This is a genomic window from Pectobacterium aroidearum, assembly GCF_041228105.1.
GTDB lineage: Bacteria > Pseudomonadota > Gammaproteobacteria > Enterobacterales > Enterobacteriaceae > Pectobacterium > Pectobacterium aroidearum.
The window spans coordinates 3,291,800-3,311,097 of sequence record NZ_CP166097.1; the positions used below are offsets into that span (position 1 = coordinate 3,291,800).

General features: G+C 47.4%; 16 protein-coding genes and 1 pseudogene. 10 read left to right on the top strand and 7 right to left on the bottom strand.

The window, feature by feature from the left end:
- Positions 1-134: 134 nt before the first annotated feature.
- A complete protein-coding gene (yvcK, locus tag AB8809_RS15045; protein WP_182099513.1) occupies positions 135-1,067 on the top strand; it encodes a uridine diphosphate-N-acetylglucosamine-binding protein YvcK in 933 nt (310 codons plus the stop codon).
- On the opposite strand, the gene AB8809_RS15050 is transcribed toward yvcK, so the two are convergent.
- The 6 genes from AB8809_RS15050 to bioB form a co-directional block, all read right to left on the bottom strand.
- Complete coding sequence (locus tag AB8809_RS15050) at positions 1,043-1,474, bottom strand: glyoxalase/bleomycin resistance/dioxygenase family protein (protein ID WP_015839779.1); 432 nt, start codon at positions 1,472-1,474, stop codon at positions 1,043-1,045. The genes yvcK and AB8809_RS15050 overlap by 25 nt on opposite strands.
- Before the next feature lie 28 nt (positions 1,475-1,502).
- Positions 1,503-3,515, bottom strand: coding sequence for an excinuclease ABC subunit UvrB (gene uvrB / locus AB8809_RS15055; RefSeq protein ID WP_015839778.1), 2,013 nt, complete (start codon positions 3,513-3,515; stop codon positions 1,503-1,505).
- 877 nt (positions 3,516-4,392) lie between these two features.
- Entirely contained in the window at positions 4,393-5,073 is a 681-nt protein-coding gene (gene bioD / locus AB8809_RS15060; protein WP_349856570.1) for a dethiobiotin synthase, read from the bottom strand.
- Positions 5,066-5,827, bottom strand: a complete 762-nt coding sequence (gene bioC, locus AB8809_RS15065; protein ID WP_349856571.1) for a malonyl-ACP O-methyltransferase BioC — start codon at positions 5,825-5,827, stop codon at positions 5,066-5,068. The genes bioD and bioC overlap by 8 nt, the downstream gene beginning before the upstream one ends.
- Positions 5,808-6,965 carry an 8-amino-7-oxononanoate synthase gene (gene bioF, locus AB8809_RS15070; RefSeq protein ID WP_349856572.1) on the bottom strand — a complete coding sequence of 386 codons (1,158 nt, stop codon included), beginning with the start codon at positions 6,963-6,965 and terminating at the stop codon, positions 5,808-5,810. The genes bioC and bioF overlap by 20 nt, the downstream gene beginning before the upstream one ends.
- Before the next feature lie 39 nt (positions 6,966-7,004).
- A complete protein-coding gene (gene bioB, locus AB8809_RS15075; protein ID WP_180777090.1) occupies positions 7,005-8,042 on the bottom strand; it encodes a biotin synthase BioB in 1,038 nt (345 codons plus the stop codon).
- 95 nt (positions 8,043-8,137) lie between these two features.
- Between bioB and bioA the strand changes: the two genes are divergently transcribed.
- Entirely contained in the window at positions 8,138-9,442 is a 1,305-nt protein-coding gene (gene bioA, locus AB8809_RS15080; protein WP_349856573.1) for an adenosylmethionine--8-amino-7-oxononanoate transaminase, read from the top strand.
- A 276-nt stretch (positions 9,443-9,718) separates the two neighbouring features.
- Positions 9,719-10,513 carry a glycoside hydrolase gene (locus AB8809_RS15085; protein ID WP_180777092.1) on the top strand — a complete coding sequence of 265 codons (795 nt, stop codon included), beginning with the start codon at positions 9,719-9,721 and terminating at the stop codon, positions 10,511-10,513.
- Between the two features lie 166 nt (positions 10,514-10,679).
- Here AB8809_RS15085 and AB8809_RS15090 read toward each other — a convergent pair.
- A pseudogene (locus tag AB8809_RS15090) lies at positions 10,680-10,796 on the bottom strand (IS5/IS1182 family transposase); the annotation flags it as partial.
- A 566-nt stretch (positions 10,797-11,362) separates the two neighbouring features.
- Between AB8809_RS15090 and AB8809_RS15095 the strand changes: the two are divergent.
- The 7 genes from AB8809_RS15095 to cdd all read left to right on the top strand — a co-directional run bounded on the left by AB8809_RS15095 (position 11,363) and on the right by cdd (position 19,114).
- Positions 11,363-12,814 (top strand): L-tyrosine/L-tryptophan isonitrile synthase family protein, encoded by a 1,452-nt coding sequence (locus AB8809_RS15095; RefSeq protein WP_349854786.1) that lies wholly within the window; start codon positions 11,363-11,365, stop codon positions 12,812-12,814.
- A 10-nt stretch (positions 12,815-12,824) separates the two neighbouring features.
- Positions 12,825-14,213 carry a hypothetical protein gene (locus AB8809_RS15100; RefSeq protein ID WP_349854788.1) on the top strand — a complete coding sequence of 463 codons (1,389 nt, stop codon included), beginning with the start codon at positions 12,825-12,827 and terminating at the stop codon, positions 14,211-14,213.
- A gap of 8 nt (positions 14,214-14,221) precedes the next feature.
- Positions 14,222-15,406, top strand: a complete 1,185-nt coding sequence (locus AB8809_RS15105; protein WP_349855476.1) for an MFS transporter — start codon at positions 14,222-14,224, stop codon at positions 15,404-15,406.
- Between the two features lie 194 nt (positions 15,407-15,600).
- Complete coding sequence (locus AB8809_RS15110; RefSeq protein ID WP_015839768.1) at positions 15,601-16,008, top strand: CidA/LrgA family protein; 408 nt, start codon at positions 15,601-15,603, stop codon at positions 16,006-16,008.
- The gene (locus tag AB8809_RS15115) at positions 16,008-16,703 is read left to right on the top strand and encodes a CidB/LrgB family autolysis modulator (RefSeq protein WP_349854790.1); all 696 of its coding nucleotides are present in this window, start codon (positions 16,008-16,010) and stop codon (positions 16,701-16,703) included. Before AB8809_RS15110 ends, AB8809_RS15115 begins: the two co-directional genes overlap by 1 nt.
- A gap of 35 nt (positions 16,704-16,738) precedes the next feature.
- Positions 16,739-17,707, top strand: a complete 969-nt coding sequence (locus AB8809_RS15120; protein ID WP_349854792.1) for a PD-(D/E)XK nuclease family protein — start codon at positions 16,739-16,741, stop codon at positions 17,705-17,707.
- Between the two features lie 516 nt (positions 17,708-18,223).
- Positions 18,224-19,114, top strand: coding sequence for a cytidine deaminase (gene cdd / locus AB8809_RS15125; protein ID WP_320703450.1), 891 nt, complete (start codon positions 18,224-18,226; stop codon positions 19,112-19,114).
- Positions 19,115-19,298 lie beyond the last annotated feature (184 nt).

Sequence of the window (19,298 nt, forward strand, 5' to 3'; positions counted from 1 at the left end):
GAAAAATACACGGCAGAAATTGTCTCAGGTCATGCCTGCGTGAGGATTTTTCGCGTTTTACGCTGAAATCAGCTACCTTAGCGACGATTGTCATACACACGTCATATTCCTCTGGCTCATTAATAAGGTTTTCTATGCGCAATCGCACGTTGGCCGACCTCGACAGGGTTGTCGCACTAGGAGGCGGGCACGGCTTAGGTCGTGTGATGTCTTCGCTCTCTTCCCTGGGTTCACGGCTAACCGGCATTGTCACGACGACAGATAACGGCGGTTCCACTGGCCGCATCCGTCGTTCCGAAGGCGGTATTGCCTGGGGCGATACCCGCAACTGCCTGAATCAACTGATCACTACGCCTAGCGTGGCGTCTGCGATGTTTGAGTACCGGTTTAACGGTAACGGTGAACTTGCCGGACACAACCTGGGGAATCTGATGCTGAAAGCGCTCGATCACCTAAGCGTGCGGCCGCTGGAAGCCATCAATCTGATTCGCAACCTGCTCAAAGTCGATGCCTTTTTAATTCCGATGTCCGAGCATCCGGTCGATTTGATGGCGATTGATGAACAGGGCAATCCCGTTTATGGCGAAGTCGAGATCGATCAACTGGCAACTTTACCGCAAGATTTGATGCTGTACCCGACGGTGCAGGCCACACGTGAAGCGATTGATGCCATCGCCAAAGCCGACCTGATTTTAATTGGCCCCGGCAGTTTTCTGACTAGCCTGATGCCGCTGCTGCTGCTGGACGATTTGACACAGGCGCTCCGCCGCACGCCCGCCCCAATGGTCTACATCGGCAATCTGGGCAGCGAGCAGAGTAACCCCGCCGCCCGCCTGACGCTGGCGGAGAAATTGGACTGGATTGAGCACAAAGTGGGTAAATCAGTGGTGGATGTGGCGATCGTCGGTCCGAAAGTCGATATCAGTCAGATCGGCGATCGCCTGATCGTGCAACAAGAGCTGGCCGCAGCAGATGTTCCTCACCATCATGACCGTGAGCTACTGCGTCAGGCTATCGATCGTGCGCTACAGCTACTAGGCTCTCAATCCCGCAGCCACGGCGTATAAGTCACGCCAATCAAAATGCCTTCGGGACTCAGGAAACGCGTGACCTGCTGTCCCCAGGGTTCAAGACGGTTTTCTACCAGCAGCGCATAGCCTTGCGCTTTTAGCGTACGGGTCGCTTCCGTCATATCCGCCACTTCAAATTCCAGCCAGCTTTGCGGTTCAGGCAGATCCGCAGGCCAGCTTCCCTGCCCGAAGCAGGATTCGCTGGCCTGTGACAATGGCCACAGGGCGAAGTGTTTCACGCCATCTATTGTATCGCTCACCAGATAATCGCTCCCTTCCGCAACAGGCTTTAGCGGCAACTTCAGCGTATCGACATAGAGCGCATGGCTGTCAGACAGCGATTTCACGATCGGTCCGAAACCCGCCACAAACAGCACCTCAACACCCGGTATAATAGGGTCCATCATTGATCCTCAGTGAGTGCTTGCATCGTTAGGATGCAGCGATAAATTGTGCGCGCAGTGCCTGTAACTCATCGCGCAAGGCGGCAGCTTCTTCGAACTCAAGATTCTGCGCATGCGTCAGCATTTTGCTTTCCAGCTCGCGGATTTTCAGCTCCAGCGCTTTCGGCGTCATAAGCTCATAACGTGCAGCCGGTTCTGCCGCTTTACGGTTGCCTCGCCCTTTGCCTCTGTTCGTGGGTTGGCCCAATTGCAGAATATCGGAAATTTTCTTATTGAGTCCCTGCGGCACAATCCCGTGTTCGGTGTTGTACGCCTCCTGCTTCTCACGACGGCGTTCCGTTTCGCCAATCGCCTTTGCCATGGATGGCGTAATCTTGTCGCCGTACAGAATCGCCTTACCGCGTAGGTTACGCGCTGCACGACCAATCGTCTGAATCAGAGAACGCTCGGAGCGCAGGAAGCCCTCTTTATCCGCATCCAGAATCGCCACCAGCGACACTTCTGGCATATCCAGCCCTTCACGCAACAGGTTGATACCCACCAGCACGTCAAACTCACCAAGGCGTAAATCGCGGATAATTTCAACACGTTCGACGGTATCAATATCCGAGTGCAGATAACGTACGCGCTCACCGTGTTCTTCCAGATATTCAGTTAGGTCTTCCGCCATTCGTTTGGTCAACGTAGTGACCAGCACACGTTCGTTAACCGCCGCACGCTGGCGAATCTCGGAAAGCAGGTCGTCCACTTGCGTCGCCACAGGCCGCACTTCAATGAGCGGATCGAGCAGCCCAGTGGGACGCACCACCTGATCGATCACTTCACCACCCGATTTTTCCAGCTCATAGTTACCCGGCGTCGCGGAGACATAGATCGTCTGCGGCGCCAGCGCTTCGAATTCTTCAAATTTCATCGGGCGGTTATCCAGCGCCGAAGGTAGCCGGAAGCCATATTCGACCAGCGTCTCTTTACGCGCACGGTCACCGCGATACATACCACCGATCTGGGGCACGGTAACGTGGGATTCGTCAATGACTAGCAGTCCGTCTGCCGGTAAATAGTCAAACAGCGTCGGCGGCGGCTCACCGGGGCCACGCCCGGAAAGATAGCGTGAGTAGTTTTCGATCCCGGAGCAATAGCCCAGCTCGTTCATCATCTCCAGATCAAACTGCGTGCGCTGGCTCAACCGCTGCTCTTCCACCAGCTTATCATTCGCCAGCAGTACCTTTCTGCGATCGGCCAGCTCCACCTTGATGTCTTCCATTGCCTGCAAAATACGTTCACGCGGCGTGACGTAGTGCGTTTTTGGATAGATGGTATAGCGCGGCACCGTCTGGAGGACATGCCCCGTCAGCGGGTCAAACAGCGACAATCGTTCCACTTCTTCATCAAACAGTTCAACACGCAGCGCGATTTCGTCAGATTCCGCAGGGAAAATATCAATCACCTCACCGCGTACGCGGAAGGTACCGCGCTGAAACGCCTGATCGTTGCGGGAATACTGCAACTCAGCCAAACGCCGCAAAATAGCACGCTGGTCAATCAGCATCCCCTGCGTCAGGTGCAGCATCATTTTCAGATATAAATCGGGATCGCCCAGACCATAGATAGCGGACACTGAAGCCACGACGATCACATCACGCCGTTCCAACAGCGCTTTTGTCGCGGAAAGACGCATCTGTTCGATATGTTCGTTAACCGATGCATCTTTTTCAATGAAGGTGTCCGAACTCGGAACGTAGGCTTCCGGCTGATAATAGTCGTAGTACGAAACGAAGTATTCGACGGCATTATCAGGAAAGAATTCTTTCATTTCGCCGTACAGCTGAGCTGCCAGCGTTTTATTTGGCGCCAGCATCATCGTCGGCCGATTGAGATCGGCAATCACGTTGGCGATCGTGAACGTCTTACCTGAACCGGTTACCCCGAGCAGCGTTTGATGCGCTAACCCGTCTTCCAGGCCCTCTTTTAAACGACGAATGGCCTCAGGCTGATCGCCTGCCGGTTTAAAGTCGGAATTCAGTGTAAATACTTTACTCATCGTTAAGCACGCTACTTATCGTTATTACGCATCGCTCAAGGCGACGTTCATGGGTGGATGCTCGGAGGCAGGTAAAAGACACAGACTGACGATTTCAGGCACGGCTGCGGGTCATCATCGGCATCCTTTGTCGCACCGTGATCACACGACAGCGACCACACTGACACGTGTGACATACGAGCTTTATTCTGAATGCCAATTGCGAAATTCGCCACCGCAATGATACTGGATATAAAAACAGCATCAAGAAAATTATCGCTGGATTGGATGATTAATCAACAAATGAATTTGCTAGCACATTCATCTTCAATCTACCAGATAAAATCATCATGATTTATCCCCAGATTTGGTAAAAATGTAACATGCGGGGACACCTGATGACGTTAATTTATGCAACTACACACCGTTGCTGCTTAAGACGCTTGATTTTACTTAAGCATATGATAATAAATAAATTAGCAAAACCGTGGAGAATAGCGCCAACCTGGCGACAACCCGCGCCAGCTCTCGGTTAGGACGCGTTGTCTATCCATAATACACATAGTTATCCACAGAAATGGTGGATAACTCCCACAAGCCCGCATCAGCACTGAGTTAGAGAAATACCCACTTCATTCGTGATTCCCTCTGATATGGATTTTCTTCACACTCTTTCTGTGATTTATCGCATAAGTATTAGATGGAAAAAGACTAAAAACAGCAGGGGACTGCATCACAACAATTCAGGCAATGCGGGGAGTGAGAGGAAAATTCAAGAAGGTTTTATCTATTGATCGCTATAAAAATGTAGGTTTTATACTTATGAAAACAGATGCCGGTAAAAAAACAATAAAACCTACTGTGATGATTAAAGTCAGCCGAGGGTTAACAAAAATGATTACTCCGCTAATAACCCAATATCGATATATTGCCCCAGATTATGCTGCTGAAGATCCGATAAGTAAGGAATTTCGCCCAGCATCGGCGCAGGCAGGCGCTGTTGCAGCGTTTGCAGATACGGCTGGTGCCATTTTCCAGGCGGTGTGATGTCGTTAGCAATCCAGCCGCCAAGGTGCAAACCCGCATGCTGAATCGCATGGGCGGTTAACATCGCGTGGTTGATACACCCCAGCTTGATGCCGACCACCAAAATCACGGGAAGCTGTTCCTGTATCACCCAGTCGGCAAACGTATCCTGCGCCGACAGCGGCGTAAACCACCCGCCTGCGCCCTCAACCAGCAACCAGTCTGCCTGTGTTTCTAACGCCCGCAGCCCTGCGGATAGCGCCGAAAGAGAGATAGGCCGCTGCTCTACCGCGCTGATAATATGCGGTGACGTCGGTTCCATAAACGCCAGCGGGTTCACGGCCTCATAATCCAGCCGGACGCTGCTATTCGCCTGAAGCGCCAGCGCATCACTGTTGCGAATGCCATCGGCCGTCATTTCACAGCCTGACGCCACAGGTTTATAGCCTGCGGTCCGGTACCCCGCTTGACTCGCCGCCTGTAGCAGCGCCGTACTCGCGACCGTTTTCCCCACTTCGGTATCCGTTCCCGTCACAAACCAGCGCTCAATCACGATAAATCACTCCATAAACCAGTTGATAGCTGAGCGGGTAGCCGCCCTGCTCTTGCGGATAGTGGGCAGACAGCGCCGCCAGTCGTGCCCGGCTCAATAGCCCCGGCGTGCGCCCTTCATGCAGCCAGGTCGCCCCAATCCCTTTCAGCGATTTCATTAACGCCAATACATCAGGGAATAGGCAGACCTCACGTTCTTGCACCAGATGATGCCGGTAAGGCTGACAAGCAGCGTCGATGGCGGAGAGCGGCAGAAAGCGATTTGTCCGTTGCGTGCCGTCCAGCCGCTGCCACGCCTGCGACAGTTCGCTTAAGGAGCCGTCTGCCAGTGTCGCAAACGCAATCACGCCCCCCGGACGCGTGACCCGATACATCTCTGCCAACGCGCGCGGTAACGAGTCACACCACTGCACGGCCAGATTGCTATAGCTGATATCCACACTGCAATCCGCCAGCGGCAGGTTTTCGATATCCCCTTCCTGATAGCGATCAGCAGCCTGCTGCTCACGCGCCTGTGCGAGCATGGCAGCCGATAAATCCAGCGCAATCACCGTTTTTCCCCGTTGACGCCAGTGGCGGCTAAAGTGCCCGGTTCCGCATCCCGCATCCAATACCAGTAAACCACCGTGCGGCGGCATCAGCGCCAGCAGACGTTCTCCGCTGGTGCGTTGCAGTTCGGCAAAGCGGTCATAGCACCCTGCCGCACGTCCAAACGCCTGCGCGATCGCCTGCTTGTTATAATTTTCTGTCAGCATGATGTAATACCGTAAGCAAGCGGCTGATATCTTCCGGCTGATGTTCCGCCGTCAGCGTAATCCTCAGGCGTGCGCTACCGGGCGGCACCGTCGGCGGTCGCATGGCACTGACCCACACGCCCTGTTCACGCAGATGGCTTGTTAGCGCCAACGCGCGCGCGTTCTCACCGACAATCAGCGGCTGAATTGCGCTCTGTGAATCCATCAGTTGATAGGACGAGTTGGAGAAGCCTGCACGGAACTGCTCAACATTGCGCCGTAGCGCCTCACGTCGCGCGTCGCCCTGACGAACACAGTTGAGTGCCGCACTCAACGCACAGGCCTGCGCTGCGGGCATTGAGGTGCTGTAAATCAAATGACGGGCAAATTGCAGGAAGTATTCGGCCAGCGGTTCAGCGCACAGCACCGCCGCACCACTCACGCCAAACGCTTTGCCGAACGTGACAATCAGCAGCTCAGGTTTAACACTTTGCTGCCAGCAACTCCCGCGACCTTCATCACCCAGTACGCCAATTCCGTGTGCATCGTCAACCATCAGCCAGGCATCATGCGCCCGGCACTGTTCTTGTAACGCCGACAGCGGCGCGGTGTCGCCATCCATGCTGAAAACGCCTTCGGTCACCACCAGCGTCTGACCGTCGGCTGGCTTTTCCAGCAGCGCTTGCAGACTATCGGCCTGATTGTGTTTAAAGCGCCTCAGGGTTGCCGGTGACTGTGCCGCCGCTTCCAGCAGCGAAGCGTGGCTAAGCTTATCGGCCAAAATACGGTCTTCCGCCTGTGCCAGCGCGGCGACCACGGCCTGATTCGCGGCATAGCCGGAAATAAACAGCAGCGCACGCGGATAGCCCAGCCAGTCGGCAAGCTGGCTTTCCAACATGGCATGGGCATCGGTATACCCCGTCACATGCCCGGAACCGCCGCTGCCAATGCCGTATTGCTCTGCCCCCTGCTGCCAGGCACGCACAATTTCCGGGTGGTGGCTCAGCCCCAGATAGTCGTTACTGGAAAAGTTCAGATAACAGCGATCGCCCTGCATCAGCCAGCGCCCGCTGCCGCCTTGATTCGCCAACCTCACACGGTAAGCATCATCACGCTGGCGCTGTGCCAGCGCGTCTTCAATGCGTTGCTGCCAACTCATGATGCAATACACCTAACCTGACGACGCATGCGCAGGGCGTTATACCGCAGCATTATAAAACTGCTCGCTATCGGCATTAATCAGCTGTTCTGCCAGTCGTTGCTGCTGTTGGTTATCCCCGTATTCGGTCGCCGTCTGCTGCGGGTTCAAACCTAATTTGAGGAACAGCGCCAGATCCTTGTCCTCTTTCGGGTTTGGCGTCGTTAACAGCTTGCAGCCGTAGAAAATAGAGTTCGCGCCGGCCATAAAGCACATCGCCTGCGTTTGTTCACTCATCTGCTCGCGTCCGGCGGACAGACGCACATAGGAAGCAGGCATCATGATGCGCGCCACGGCAATCGTACGAATGAAATCAAACGGATCAACGTCCTCATTCTCCGCCAATGGCGTCCCCTTCACCTTAACCAACATGTTGATCGGCACGCTTTCCGGCGGCGTCGGCAGGTTAGCCAACTGCACCAGCAGCCCGGCGCGATCGCGCACGGTTTCCCCCAGCCCAACGATGCCACCGGAACAAACTTTAATCCCCGCACCGCGCACTTTATCCAGCGTATCCAGACGTTCCTGATAGGTACGAGTGGTGATGATGCTGCCGTAAAACTCCGGCGAGGTATCAAGGTTATGGTTATAGAAATCCAGCCCGGCTGAGGCCAGGCGCTCGGCCTGATCGTTGTGCAGCGTTCCCAGCGTCATGCAGGTTTCCATGCCCATCGCTTTGACGCCTTGTACCATCTGTTCCAGATACGGCATGTCACGCTCATGCGGGTTTTTCCACGCCGCGCCCATACAAAATCGCGTCGATCCGGCGGCTTTTGCCTGACGGGCCGATTCCAGCACCTGTTCAACCTGCATCAGGCGTTCGGTATCAATCCCGGTGCGGTAGCGGGAGCTCTGCGGGCAATATTTACAGTCTTCAGGGCAGGCACCGGTTTTGATAGAAAGTAACGTGCTTACCTGCACCTGACGGGGATCAAAATGCTGACGGTGGATCTGCTGCGCTTCAAACATCAGTTCCAGAAAAGGTTTATTAAATAAGTCTTGCGCTTGCTCAAGCGTCCAGTAAATGCGGTCAGCCATCTCGGCATCTCCAAACTAAAAACGTTTCGCCAGTGTAAATTAACCCGATATACTGTCAACCAAATAGAAACCATTTTAGTTTACGAAAGATCATCATGAACCCGGAAGACATCACGTTTGACCAGCGCCACATTTGGCATCCCTATACCTCGATGACCGAGCCACTGCCCTGCTATCCGGTGATATCGGCCAGCGGAGTCGAGCTTCAGTTGGATGACGGACGTCGCCTGATCGACGGCATGTCCTCGTGGTGGGCAGCGATTCACGGTTACAATCATCCGGCAATCAATCAGGCAGTGCAGACCCAGCTTAGCCAGATGTCACACGTAATGTTCGGCGGCATCACCCATCCGGCGGCGGTAGCGCTGTGTCGTCAACTGGTGGACATCACGCCGGATGCACTGGAATGCGTTTTTCTGGCGGATTCCGGCTCGGTCGCCGTCGAAGTGGCGATGAAAATGGCGCTGCAATATTGGCAGGCGCGCGGTGAAACCCGTCAGCGCTTTCTCACCCTGCGTCATAGCTATCACGGCGACACCTTCGGTGCGATGTCCGTGTGCGATCCGCAAAATTCGATGCACAGTCTGTATCAGGGCTACCTGCCCACCCATCTATTTGTCGATGCGCCGCCCTGCGATTCTCTCAGTAAAGGGGGTTTTGCCGACGAGTGGCAGGAAACCGATATCGCGCCGCTACAGGCGATGCTATCAGCGCACGCGCATGAGGTCGCGGCTGTGATTCTGGAACCCATCGTGCAGGGTGCTGGCGGAATGCGTTTTTACCATCCGACCTATCTGCGTCGGGTACGGGAATTGTGCGACCAATGGGGCATTTTGCTGATTGCCGATGAGATCGCGACTGGGTTTGGCCGCACCGGTAAACTGTTTGCCTGTGAACATGCGGGAATTTCACCCGATATTATGTGTTTAGGAAAAGCGCTTACCGGCGGCTATATGACGCTCTCTGCCACGCTGACCACCCGTACGGTAGCGGAAACGATCAGCAACGGCGCGGCTGGCTGTTTTATGCACGGCCCCACATTTATGGGCAATCCGCTCGCGTGCGCGGCAGCCAACGCCAGCCTGTCACTGCTGGCGGAGAACCGCTGGCAGCAGCAGGTACAACAGATTGAACGACAGTTGCGAGAAACGCTGCAACCCTGCGCGGATTCCCCGCTGGTGGCGAACGTTCGCGTATTAGGTGCTATCGGCGTGGTGGAAACACATCGTCCGGTCAATATGGCACGGTTACAGCGTTTCTTTGTCGAGCACGGCGTCTGGATTCGACCGTTTGGTCGGCTCATTTATCTGATGCCGCCGTTTATCATTCAGCCCGATGAACTGCATAAGCTAACTGATGCCGTCTATGCGGCTATCCATAACGCACAGCTATTTGAATAACTCGTTGCCCAAGGCGCACACTTTCGTGCGCCTTAAAAAATATCTCTGACACCATCCATATTATGACTATTCATTACCGCTCTTATTATTCTTCACATGAATAAGATTTTCATTCTACTCATGATTAATGCATTGAATTATTCTGACACTGGATGAAATAACCATAAAATGTTACGCACCCCACACTTTACATTCAACCAATCGTAGACAACTGATGAATACGTGTTAGATTTTAACGTGAAATACCCCAAGCATATATTTAAAAGGAGATTTATTATGCTTACAGTGAATAAGAAGCCACAGCGTATTTTCCGTACGTTATTCCCCGTGTTATTTTCTGCTTTGTTACTCTCACCCCTAACCGTTTCTGCGGTCAGTTCATCCAAAGACGCAGACAAACTCTATTTTGAGAATAATAAATATTACGTATTCAATAACGTCTGGGGGAAGGATGAAGTAAAAGGATGGCAGCAAACGGTTTTCTATAATAGCCCTACCAGTATGGGGTGGAACTGGCACTGGCCAAGCAGCAGTTCCAGCGTTAAAGCTTATCCATCGCTGGTAAGCGGCTGGCACTGGACTGCGGGTTATACGGAAAATAGTGGGTTGCCGATAAAATTATCCAGTAATAAAAGTATTACCAGTAATGTCACTTATTCTATCAAATCTACCGGCACTTATAACGCCGCTTATGATGTATGGTTCCACACTACCGATAAAGCCAGTTGGGATTCGACGCCGACCGACGAATTAATGATCTGGCTAAATAATACCAATGCAGGTCCAGCGGGGGATTATATTGAAACAGTATTCCTCGGTGGTAGCAGCTGGAACGTATTCAAAGGTTGGATAAATGCTGGTAATGGCAAAGGGTGGAATGTCTTTTCCTTTGTCCGTACCTCCAATACCAACAGTGCATCGCTCAATATTCGCCATTTCACCAACTATCTGGTTGGCACCAAGAAATGGATGAGTAATACAAAATATATCAGCAGCGTTGAGTTTGGTACCGAGATCTTTGGCGGTGATGGGCAGATTGATATCACCAAGTGGAGCGTAGACGTAAAATAACGGGTAGATATTCTTTCGGTTCAACCCCCAACCTACACTAAAGCGGGGTTGAACCGAATTTATCTCATTCGCTTCTCGTTTCATTTTCAGTCTGGATGGGCTTTGTTGATTAAATAATTGTTGAATAAATAATTGTCGAGGTACAGCAAAGCCGTTTCCCTCCCTCTCAGGCAATGCGCACACGGTTTGGCATACCCTGCAACGTCATGATGTTTAGCGCTTTCACTAACGCCATGGATTCACCTACCTGAGCATCGTAGTTCCGCAGTGTCAGCCATCCTCCACACACCTTATCGCTGACCCAGACTGTCAGGGAAGAGAGTGCTCTGATCCTGTTTTCCGCTCAAAGTTCGATTTATTCAACAAAGCCATTAAAGGATTAAAGGATTAAAGGATTAAAGGATTAAAGGATTAAAGGATTAAAGGATTAAAGGATTAAAGGATTAAAGGATTAAAGGATTAAAGGATTAAAGGATTAAAGGATTAAAGGATTAAAGGATTAAAGGATTAAAGGATTAAAGGATTAAAGGATTAAAGGATTAAAGGATTAAAGGATTAAAGGATTAAAGGATTAAAAATAAGTGAAACTTATCGCAAGGTTGCTTTCGTCATACAATGGGTAGGATTTCCTGTAAGTTATTTATAATCGTTATAGATTATATATATCATAAACTAATGATGATTTTTTAAAATCAGTATCAGCCTACTTATTTTTAAAGAAAATTTGAAATAATTATACTATATAATCATATGGTTGAAATGCATTTCATGACATGATTTAGACGAAATTCAATTACCAATAATGAGATCGGAATCACAAAAAAAAACAATAAAAACGTATATTGTTTGATGAAAATCAAACCAATGGAAATGGATATTTCAATGTTACTCAATGACGAGCAAAAAACAACACAGATCTCGAGTTCCCATCGTTTAATTAATTTAACAAGAAAGCTAAGGCACAATTTAGATGTGGATGGCGGCTATGGGGAGAATCATGAAATAATTGATCCTTATTTTTTCATTCACGATATATTAGCCGGTCTTGAGAACAAACTAAACATTAGTATATCGAAAAGGCAATCGGCGTTACTAAAAAGAATAAAAACCAAAAAAGATCAATATAGCAGCAATCCACTCACCCCTATTGAATACGCAACAGAAGCTATCTTTGATAATTATTTTTTCAAAAATAATGATGACTATGTCAATAGATTAGAAACATCGACGTTAATCAAAGAAAGTATCAATAGATATGGAAAAATAATACTCGTCATGCCAGTTCTTTCACGGAAGCCATTTTCTCCGATAAAAAACAAAGGGATTTTCCCTGATTTGGGTGAAATAAACACATTGCTGCGATGCGCAAAATTAGCAAAACTAATCAGTAATATTTCTGGTTTCCCCTGTGAGTTTTTGATATTAGCTGATGGTCATAAATATAATCGAGCCTGTAAAACCCCTCATGAGGTAGTAAGTTTATATCAACAGTCATTGAGATACTGGGTTAACTATTTACATATAGATGAATATGTGAAGATAACTGACTACGAAGAGTGGATTGTTAATGCCGATGAAGTAAATTGGCAATTAAACAGAGAGTGTTTATACAACACCATATATCAAGACATCTCAAAAAAGTACGATAAAGCATTTTGTTTCAATGATTTAGATACGACCTTTAATACAATGGAACTCGATGAATTAGGAAAACAATTAAAATATACATACTGGTCGATAATGACATCGGTAAATTACACATCACTTTATCCAAAATGGTCACGAGGCATGCAGATTTATACGAAGGAAAATCAAAACTTCTATTTATCTTTCATTAGTGCTTCTCATTATTCACTAGAGAGAATAAAAAAATCGCATTTGTTTGTTCCTGATTTGGTCGGTGATATGTCGCACTGCGCAGTTGACATAATTATGAATATGAGAAATGAAAACTGGGAAGCAGCAAAAAGATATGTATCTATTTCTTTGGCTGATAGGCAGCTTAATACTATATTTCGAAAAATCCCCACGGCACTAAAACTAACGATCCATGCCAAAAAAGGGGAATTTAATTTTATCGCCACAAATCAGAAGTCTTACTCGATGACCGCTCAACACACGGTTGCAGGTATCAAAAGACAGAATGATAGTATTACTGTCGATTATCAATACAGGTTAACTCGAGAGGCAGAAAAACAAACAGGTGTGTATATCCATACACCAAACCATCGTCACGGTGAATTTGATCCATTATATGAAATGAGTTTGATTAAGCAACCTATTTATTATATTACAAAGTAAGGATAAGGATATGACTGCAATAGCAAAAGGACGAGCTTTTATTAGTGACACATCGTTACCCCAAAAGATATTGACCAATTGGGATAATAACATTGTAAACATTAATCTAACAAAAGAATATTTATCAACATATGAGCAGGACACCTTATTCCAATCGTTGTCAGAAAAAATAGACAAAGAAGCTAAAAAAATAGCAAAAGTAATAAAAGGAAGAATTGAAGGGATCAGTATGGATGTGATGTATTTAAATCTCAATGATACCCAGTGGTATGAAGCAGCGCTTATTGTAGAGATATTCAGAGATCCTGCCATCTCGAAAAATGCGGGAAATATTGACACCAAAGCATTGCAGAAAAAAATATATTTAGCATTGGAAAATGAAAACATTAACTTTGTTATTGGATGGGGTCAGGCAAAAAGGTATTGTGGCGGGTTGAAGACAAATGGTTATTTTTCTGATTTTTCAGAGCTTTATTCCATATTGACATTGTATATAATTATGAAAAGTATACACCTTATTTGCCGTAAAAAAGTCTCTTTAACCGTATTGACGGGAGGCTCAAGATTTTATTCTGCCCTTTTTACCGATCCAGAGATAGTGAAAGAATATGATGCACAGAGGCAGGCTATTGCAGACTACTTTTCAACGGAGAACACCAGTATAAATTTTTCGGCTTATCATAACTCAAATGATAAAATAAATGAAAATCTAGATACATTTTACGACATGATTGATCAAGTCGAGATAGATAAAATATTAAAGACAGTATTAATAAATATAGATTGGCTTTCGATATTAAAAAATCATGACAAGCAATACCACGGAATTTCAATACCACCTTCAATATCCAAATATATCGAACTGGAAGGGAGTGTGGATCTATTGATAACCATGGCTATTGTTTCAATCATAAATAATAAAACACACTCTTTCTGGATTGAAAAAATAAACGACATGGAACTTTTTGATGACACTATCGATTTTTTTTATGAGATAACAAGAGAATCAGCAAGAAAATACCTTGCCATTCATCTGATGGATACTGATATCGATAGCACTTTAAAGAGTAAATCACATCCTGGAGCGATAAGACTAACAGTCCATGAGAAAAAAGATCGAAAAGATATCCCTGCAATTTTTACATTAGGGAAAAATGGTGGCAATAAATTATCACAACACGTGTGCAGTTTAATTACCCAAGATGGTATTTCATTTGACACTACGTTTGAAATTTTACACAAAAACAAAACCACATCAAATGGAATAAATGTAGTGATGCCATCTAAAGACGGTTTGTTTAATTGGTTAGCAGATGGACAACAACCTTTTTTTTATACCGATCTAAAAAAAGAACATTATCTTGAAGAATTAAAAAATTTAAAATTCATTGAAGGATAATCATTGTGATGAATAAAAGGTATATCACCGTAGCCTCCCTTATTATTGGACAAGGGTTGACAGGTTCGATTATTTCATTGCTGACGCTTACGTCAACTTTAGTGGGAAATAGTCTCAGTCCATCTCCTTATCTTGCAACCTTGCCCATTACGGCAACAGTAGTAGGATCGGCGATTATGGTCTATTATGCATCGCATTTGATGAATGTCTACGGTAGGCGGACAGCCTTTTCTATAGGTAGCGGAATTGGAATTTTAGGTAGCATTTTCGCAGCCATTTCAGTTTATTATCAAATTTTTAGTTTTTTTGTTTTCTCAACCTTCATTATGGGATGTGCGACCGTTTTTAATCAATATTATCGTTTCGCAGGCGCAGAGGTTTTTGATGATGAGTCTAGCAAAAAAAAATGCACATCCCTGATTATAGGCGGTGGGGTTATTGGTGGCGTTATCGGGCCATTCATCGCCACAAAAGGAGCATACCTCATTTCGAGTCATCTTTTCCTTGGTACATTTTTCATCGCCATCGTGATATTTGTATTTGCATTAGGCTCTCAGATATTTATTTCACTACCTAAACCGGTTGTTATTGATGCTAAAATTAAAAAAAACCACCCAGAAAAAGAAATAAAATCCATACTATCATCACATTATTTTATTTTAGGAACATTGAGTTGTGCTCTGGGATTCTCTATCATGACACTAGTTATGAATGCAACGCCTTTAGCAATGCATCATGAGCATTATCAAATTCAGGAAAGTGCATTTGTCCTTCAGTGGCATTTTTTAGCAATGTATGCTCCTGCACTTTTTCTACCTCTGATAATTTCCAAAATAAAAACAAAGTATATTATCCAATGTGGGGCTATCCTTTTTTTAATAGGCTCATTATCATCACTTTATTTTGATGACTTTACAGGATATATCATCACATTAGTCGCGGTCGGTATCGGATGGAGTTTTATGTTTACTGGCGGCACATTTTTGATTAATCAGATATCGAATAAAGAAATAAAGCATAAAATTCAAGGAATCAACTCACTCGTTACTTATATGTTAAATCTTGTCGCCTCTCTGGCTGTGGGATTTTTCATGAATATTCCGCAAGGATGGTTGATTATTAATAGTATGACAATAGCCGTCATGTTTTGTTTCCTTGTTTACATGCTCAAAAATATGACTCGTTACGATTGAAGGGGTTAACCCCGGTAATTGTACTGGGGCTACACCGAATTTATCTCACCCGACACGCTGTTCATTATTTAACCTGAACAGCGCTACTCATTTTTTAGCCGCTAACACGTTTCTTCCCCAACAAGATTCGTGAGCTGTGGCACGTCAATTCCATTAGCGTTATGATAATCCCCTCAGCTAATCAGGAATTTCCCATGCGTAATACGTTCATCGTTTGCTGGCAGTATTTACGCGCTTTCGCATTGATTTATCTCTGCCTGCTGGCAGGCAATGCGGTATCCGCGTTACTTCCGTTCACTATCCCCGGCAGTATCATTGGTATGCTGGTCTTATTCACCCTTCTTGCCTCGCAAATCCTGCCCGCGCAGTGGGTAAAACCGGGCTGCCACCTTCTTATTCGTCATATGGCGCTGCTGTTCGTTCCTATCGGCGTCGGTGTCATGAATTATTACGATCTGGTCAGCCAACAGTTTGGCCCCATCGTGGTTTCCTGCCTGATCAGTACCTTTATTGTGATGTTGGTTGTGGGTTTCAGTACCCAGATAATGCAGCGTGAACGAGCCATGGCTGGCGATCGCACGCCGCCGAAGGATAACGAATAATGTTCAGCTATTTGTGGTGGTCTCTCCCCCTCACCCTGATTGTCTTTTTCGCCGCGCGTAAACTGGCCGTGCTGACCCGGCTCTCTCTGTTGAACCCGCTGCTGGTATCAATGGCGATTATTATTCCGCTGCTGCTGGTGTTGAAGATTCCCTACGAGCACTATTTTCAAGGCAGTAAAGTCCTTAACGACCTGCTGCAACCGGCGGTGGTCGCGTTGGCGTTCCCGCTTTATGAACAGCTGCACCAAATTCGCGCCCGCTGGAAATCCATCATCAGCGTATGTTTCATCGGTAGCCTGACCGCCATTATCTCCGGCACGCTGGTGGCGCTGTGGATGGGCGCTTCGCCGGAAATCGCGGCCTCGGTGCTACCTAAATCCGTTACCACGCCGATTGCGATGGCCGTCGCCAGTTCTATTGGCGGTATTCCGGCTATCAGCGCTGTCTGCGTGATTTTTGTCGGCATTCTCGGTGCCGTATTAGGCCACAGCCTGTTCAATCGCGTAGGAATCAAAACCAAAGCCGCGCGTGGGCTGTCAATGGGCACCGCCTCGCATGCCCTTGGTACGGCGCGCTGCGCGGAGGTTGATTATCAGGAAGGGGCATTTAGCTCACTGGCGCTGGTCATATGTGGGATCATCACATCGCTGATTGCTCCGTTTGTTTTTCCTCTGTTACTGAATTTTGTTGGTTAGTGAACGTTTAATAAATAAAAATGGAGAAATGAAATATGGAGATAGAGGAATTTTACGAATTTCTCACGGACGAGCAGTTGCTAGAGTTACGAGAAAAGCTACGCACTTCAGATAACATTCTTGATGTCATTAAGCTTAGTGAAAACCAAAATTCCGATATGCTCGCATGGTGTCTGAATCCCAATGAAGGACATTGTCAGGGCGATGCCGTCATTAAAGATTTTCTGACTGCGGCCTACTATGCCGGCCATGAGAATAGTAAGTCCACCAATAAGAAATTCTTTGAGGAATGGACTCCAGGTCGTATCCAGACAACCAGCTTTGGTTCGGCTTTTGTGACGCGTGAGTTTGACATTAGCAACTCAGTGGGTGAGAAACGTCGACTCGACCTCTTTTTAATCGATACAACAAATAAGCTCATCGTTACTATTGAAAATAAAGTGAACGCACCGCTCTCTTGTTCTCAACTTGACGACTACTATGATGCAGTAAATAACACTTTTGTACGTAAGGGCTTATTTAAAGATTACCATTTCGCTTACATTGTCCTGGATAAGAAGCTGGACATCTGTAACAAAGAGATTCTGGTCGGCCACGATAAGTGGGTACTCCTAAGCTACCAATGGTTAGAAAGAACGGCTCATCGGGCACGTTTACAATCACAGAAAAATAACGCGGCTGCGCAATTATTGATAGCCTATTGTCAGAAGCAAGCCCAGTGGAAGCACCCTGACAAAAAAGAAATCTCAAAACTTTCTGCCCAATTAGCCTCACAGCATCGGTCTGTTATTAACCGTTTTTTTAATTTAAAAAAATTAAGCCCGACGGATTGGAAGCCAGGAGATATGGAAGGTGTCGACGGTGAAGCATTACTCTTTATTCAGCAAAATGCTCAACTGTGTGACCATCTTGTTCGTGCCAAAGGCATTTCAGGCATCCTGGGTAAATTGCGTAAAACCTACCCACAATTAACAGAAGAACATCTTGAAATGGGCAGGCTCTGACACGACGCAGCAACATCAGCGATATTTACGCTGAGCCAGAATAACGATTATTTACTCTCCTACTTAGTTTGTCAGGAAGAGAATCTGACGGAGAAGTCATGCTGCACGATCGCTTCTCAACGAATTATCGTGAACTCAACACACAGCCAGGAAAGAAAAAGAATAATGCCGTTTGATACCTCTCTTAAAAAGATGCCAGCATTATTAGCGCTGTCAAAAAACGGCCAGAGAAAACCAGAAAGAAAAATGCTCTCTTGATTAAGCCCAGATGAGGCAAGGGGACACTCTCATCGACTATCTCGAAGGCGTACGACAGGAAAAATCTCCCCGCTGTACGCCTTTTTTATTGCCGAACCTAATGAGGGGAAGAGAACGTAAGCAGTAAAAATTGAGATACATCTCGCATTTAGCAGTTAATTTGCATCCATTTCATTCAGTAAAGAGATTTTGATCACAATTTATTGCTACTCTGCTACCTAACATGACGTCATTGACGGGTAAAAAGAGTAAGCCACTATGCATCCACGATTTGAAAACGCCTTTCGGCAATTACCTGCCAGTCTGCAAGCCGCGCTCCGTCCATTAGTCGATAAGCCGGATTTCGCCGCGATGCTCACCGCGGACGATGTGAATGCCGTCTGTGAAGCTAGTCAGTTAGACGCCGATGCATTGGCCTTTGCGCTATTGCCGCTGGCAGCCGCCTGCGCACAAGCGCCTATTTCTAATTTTCAGGTTGGCGCGATTGCACAAGGGCTCAGCGGCAATTTCTACTTTGGTGCCAACATGGAGTTTAGTGCCGTTCAGCTTCAGCAAACGGTGCATGCCGAACAAAGCGCCGTCAGCCATGCCTGGATGCGCAATGAACGGGGACTGCGAGCCGTAACCGTAAACTACACACCATGCGGCCACTGTCGCCAGTTCATGAACGAATTACGTAATGCGGCGTCGCTGCGGATTCAACTACCGGGTCGCCAGCCTGCCACGCTCAGCCACTATCTGCCAGATTCCTTTGGCCCCGTCGATCTGCAAATCGATACTTTGCTGATGGATGACATCAACCACGGCGCTACCTTGCAGAATATGAATGCGCTTGCGCGTCAGGCGCTGGATGCCGCCAACCGCAGCCATGCCCCCTATAGCAAAGCGATTAGTGGCATTGTGCTGGAAACCTCAAGTGGCAACACCTATACCGGGCGCTACGCAGAAAATGCGGCGTTCAACCCTAGCCTGCCACCTTTGCAAACGGCGTTAAATCTAATGAATCTTGCTGGCGAAGATCTGTCCACGGTGAAACATGCCGTTGTTGTTGAACGTCGCAATGCGGTTGTCAGCCACTGGGCTATTTCGCAAATTATGCTGGCCGAGTTGGGCTGCACTGACGTTGAACATCACTTTATTGAGGAATAGTGGCGGAGGTAAACGCAGGATTTCAGCCAAGGGAAGCGTGAAAAACGAGAGGTGAATCGATAAAGCCTGCATTTTGGCTAAGATGCAAGCCATCTGTAACTATTTTAATTAACAATTTCTGTACATATTCTCTGGGTAATTTAAGATCCGCAACAGTTTTTATCGACAACACCTGAGTTTTTTT

What these genes read in the sequence shown, in the direction of transcription:
- yvcK (WP_182099513.1), top strand. Translation starts at nt 135, where the DNA reads ATGCGCAATCGCACGTTGGCCGACCTCGACAGGGTTGTCGCACTAGGA.
- AB8809_RS15050 (WP_015839779.1), bottom strand. Translation starts at nt 1,474, where the DNA reads ATGGACCCTATTATACCGGGTGTTGAGGTGCTGTTTGTGGCGGGTTTC.
- uvrB (WP_015839778.1), bottom strand. Translation starts at nt 3,515, where the DNA reads ATGAGTAAAGTATTTACACTGAATTCCGACTTTAAACCGGCAGGCGAT.
- bioC (WP_349856571.1), bottom strand. Translation starts at nt 5,827, where the DNA reads ATGCTGACAGAAAATTATAACAAGCAGGCGATCGCGCAGGCGTTTGGA.
- bioF (WP_349856572.1), bottom strand. Translation starts at nt 6,965, where the DNA reads ATGAGTTGGCAGCAACGCATTGAAGACGCGCTGGCACAGCGCCAGCGT.
- bioB (WP_180777090.1), bottom strand. Translation starts at nt 8,042, where the DNA reads ATGGCTGACCGCATTTACTGGACGCTTGAGCAAGCGCAAGACTTATTT.
- bioA (WP_349856573.1), top strand. Translation starts at nt 8,138, where the DNA reads ATGAACCCGGAAGACATCACGTTTGACCAGCGCCACATTTGGCATCCC.
- AB8809_RS15085 (WP_180777092.1), top strand. Translation starts at nt 9,719, where the DNA reads ATGCTTACAGTGAATAAGAAGCCACAGCGTATTTTCCGTACGTTATTC.
- AB8809_RS15095 (WP_349854786.1), top strand. Translation starts at nt 11,363, where the DNA reads ATGAAAATCAAACCAATGGAAATGGATATTTCAATGTTACTCAATGAC.
- AB8809_RS15100 (WP_349854788.1), top strand. Translation starts at nt 12,825, where the DNA reads ATGACTGCAATAGCAAAAGGACGAGCTTTTATTAGTGACACATCGTTA.
- AB8809_RS15105 (WP_349855476.1), top strand. Translation starts at nt 14,222, where the DNA reads ATGAATAAAAGGTATATCACCGTAGCCTCCCTTATTATTGGACAAGGG.
- AB8809_RS15110 (WP_015839768.1), top strand. Translation starts at nt 15,601, where the DNA reads ATGCGTAATACGTTCATCGTTTGCTGGCAGTATTTACGCGCTTTCGCA.
- AB8809_RS15115 (WP_349854790.1), top strand. Translation starts at nt 16,008, where the DNA reads ATGTTCAGCTATTTGTGGTGGTCTCTCCCCCTCACCCTGATTGTCTTT.
- AB8809_RS15120 (WP_349854792.1), top strand. Translation starts at nt 16,739, where the DNA reads ATGGAGATAGAGGAATTTTACGAATTTCTCACGGACGAGCAGTTGCTA.
- cdd (WP_320703450.1), top strand. Translation starts at nt 18,224, where the DNA reads ATGCATCCACGATTTGAAAACGCCTTTCGGCAATTACCTGCCAGTCTG.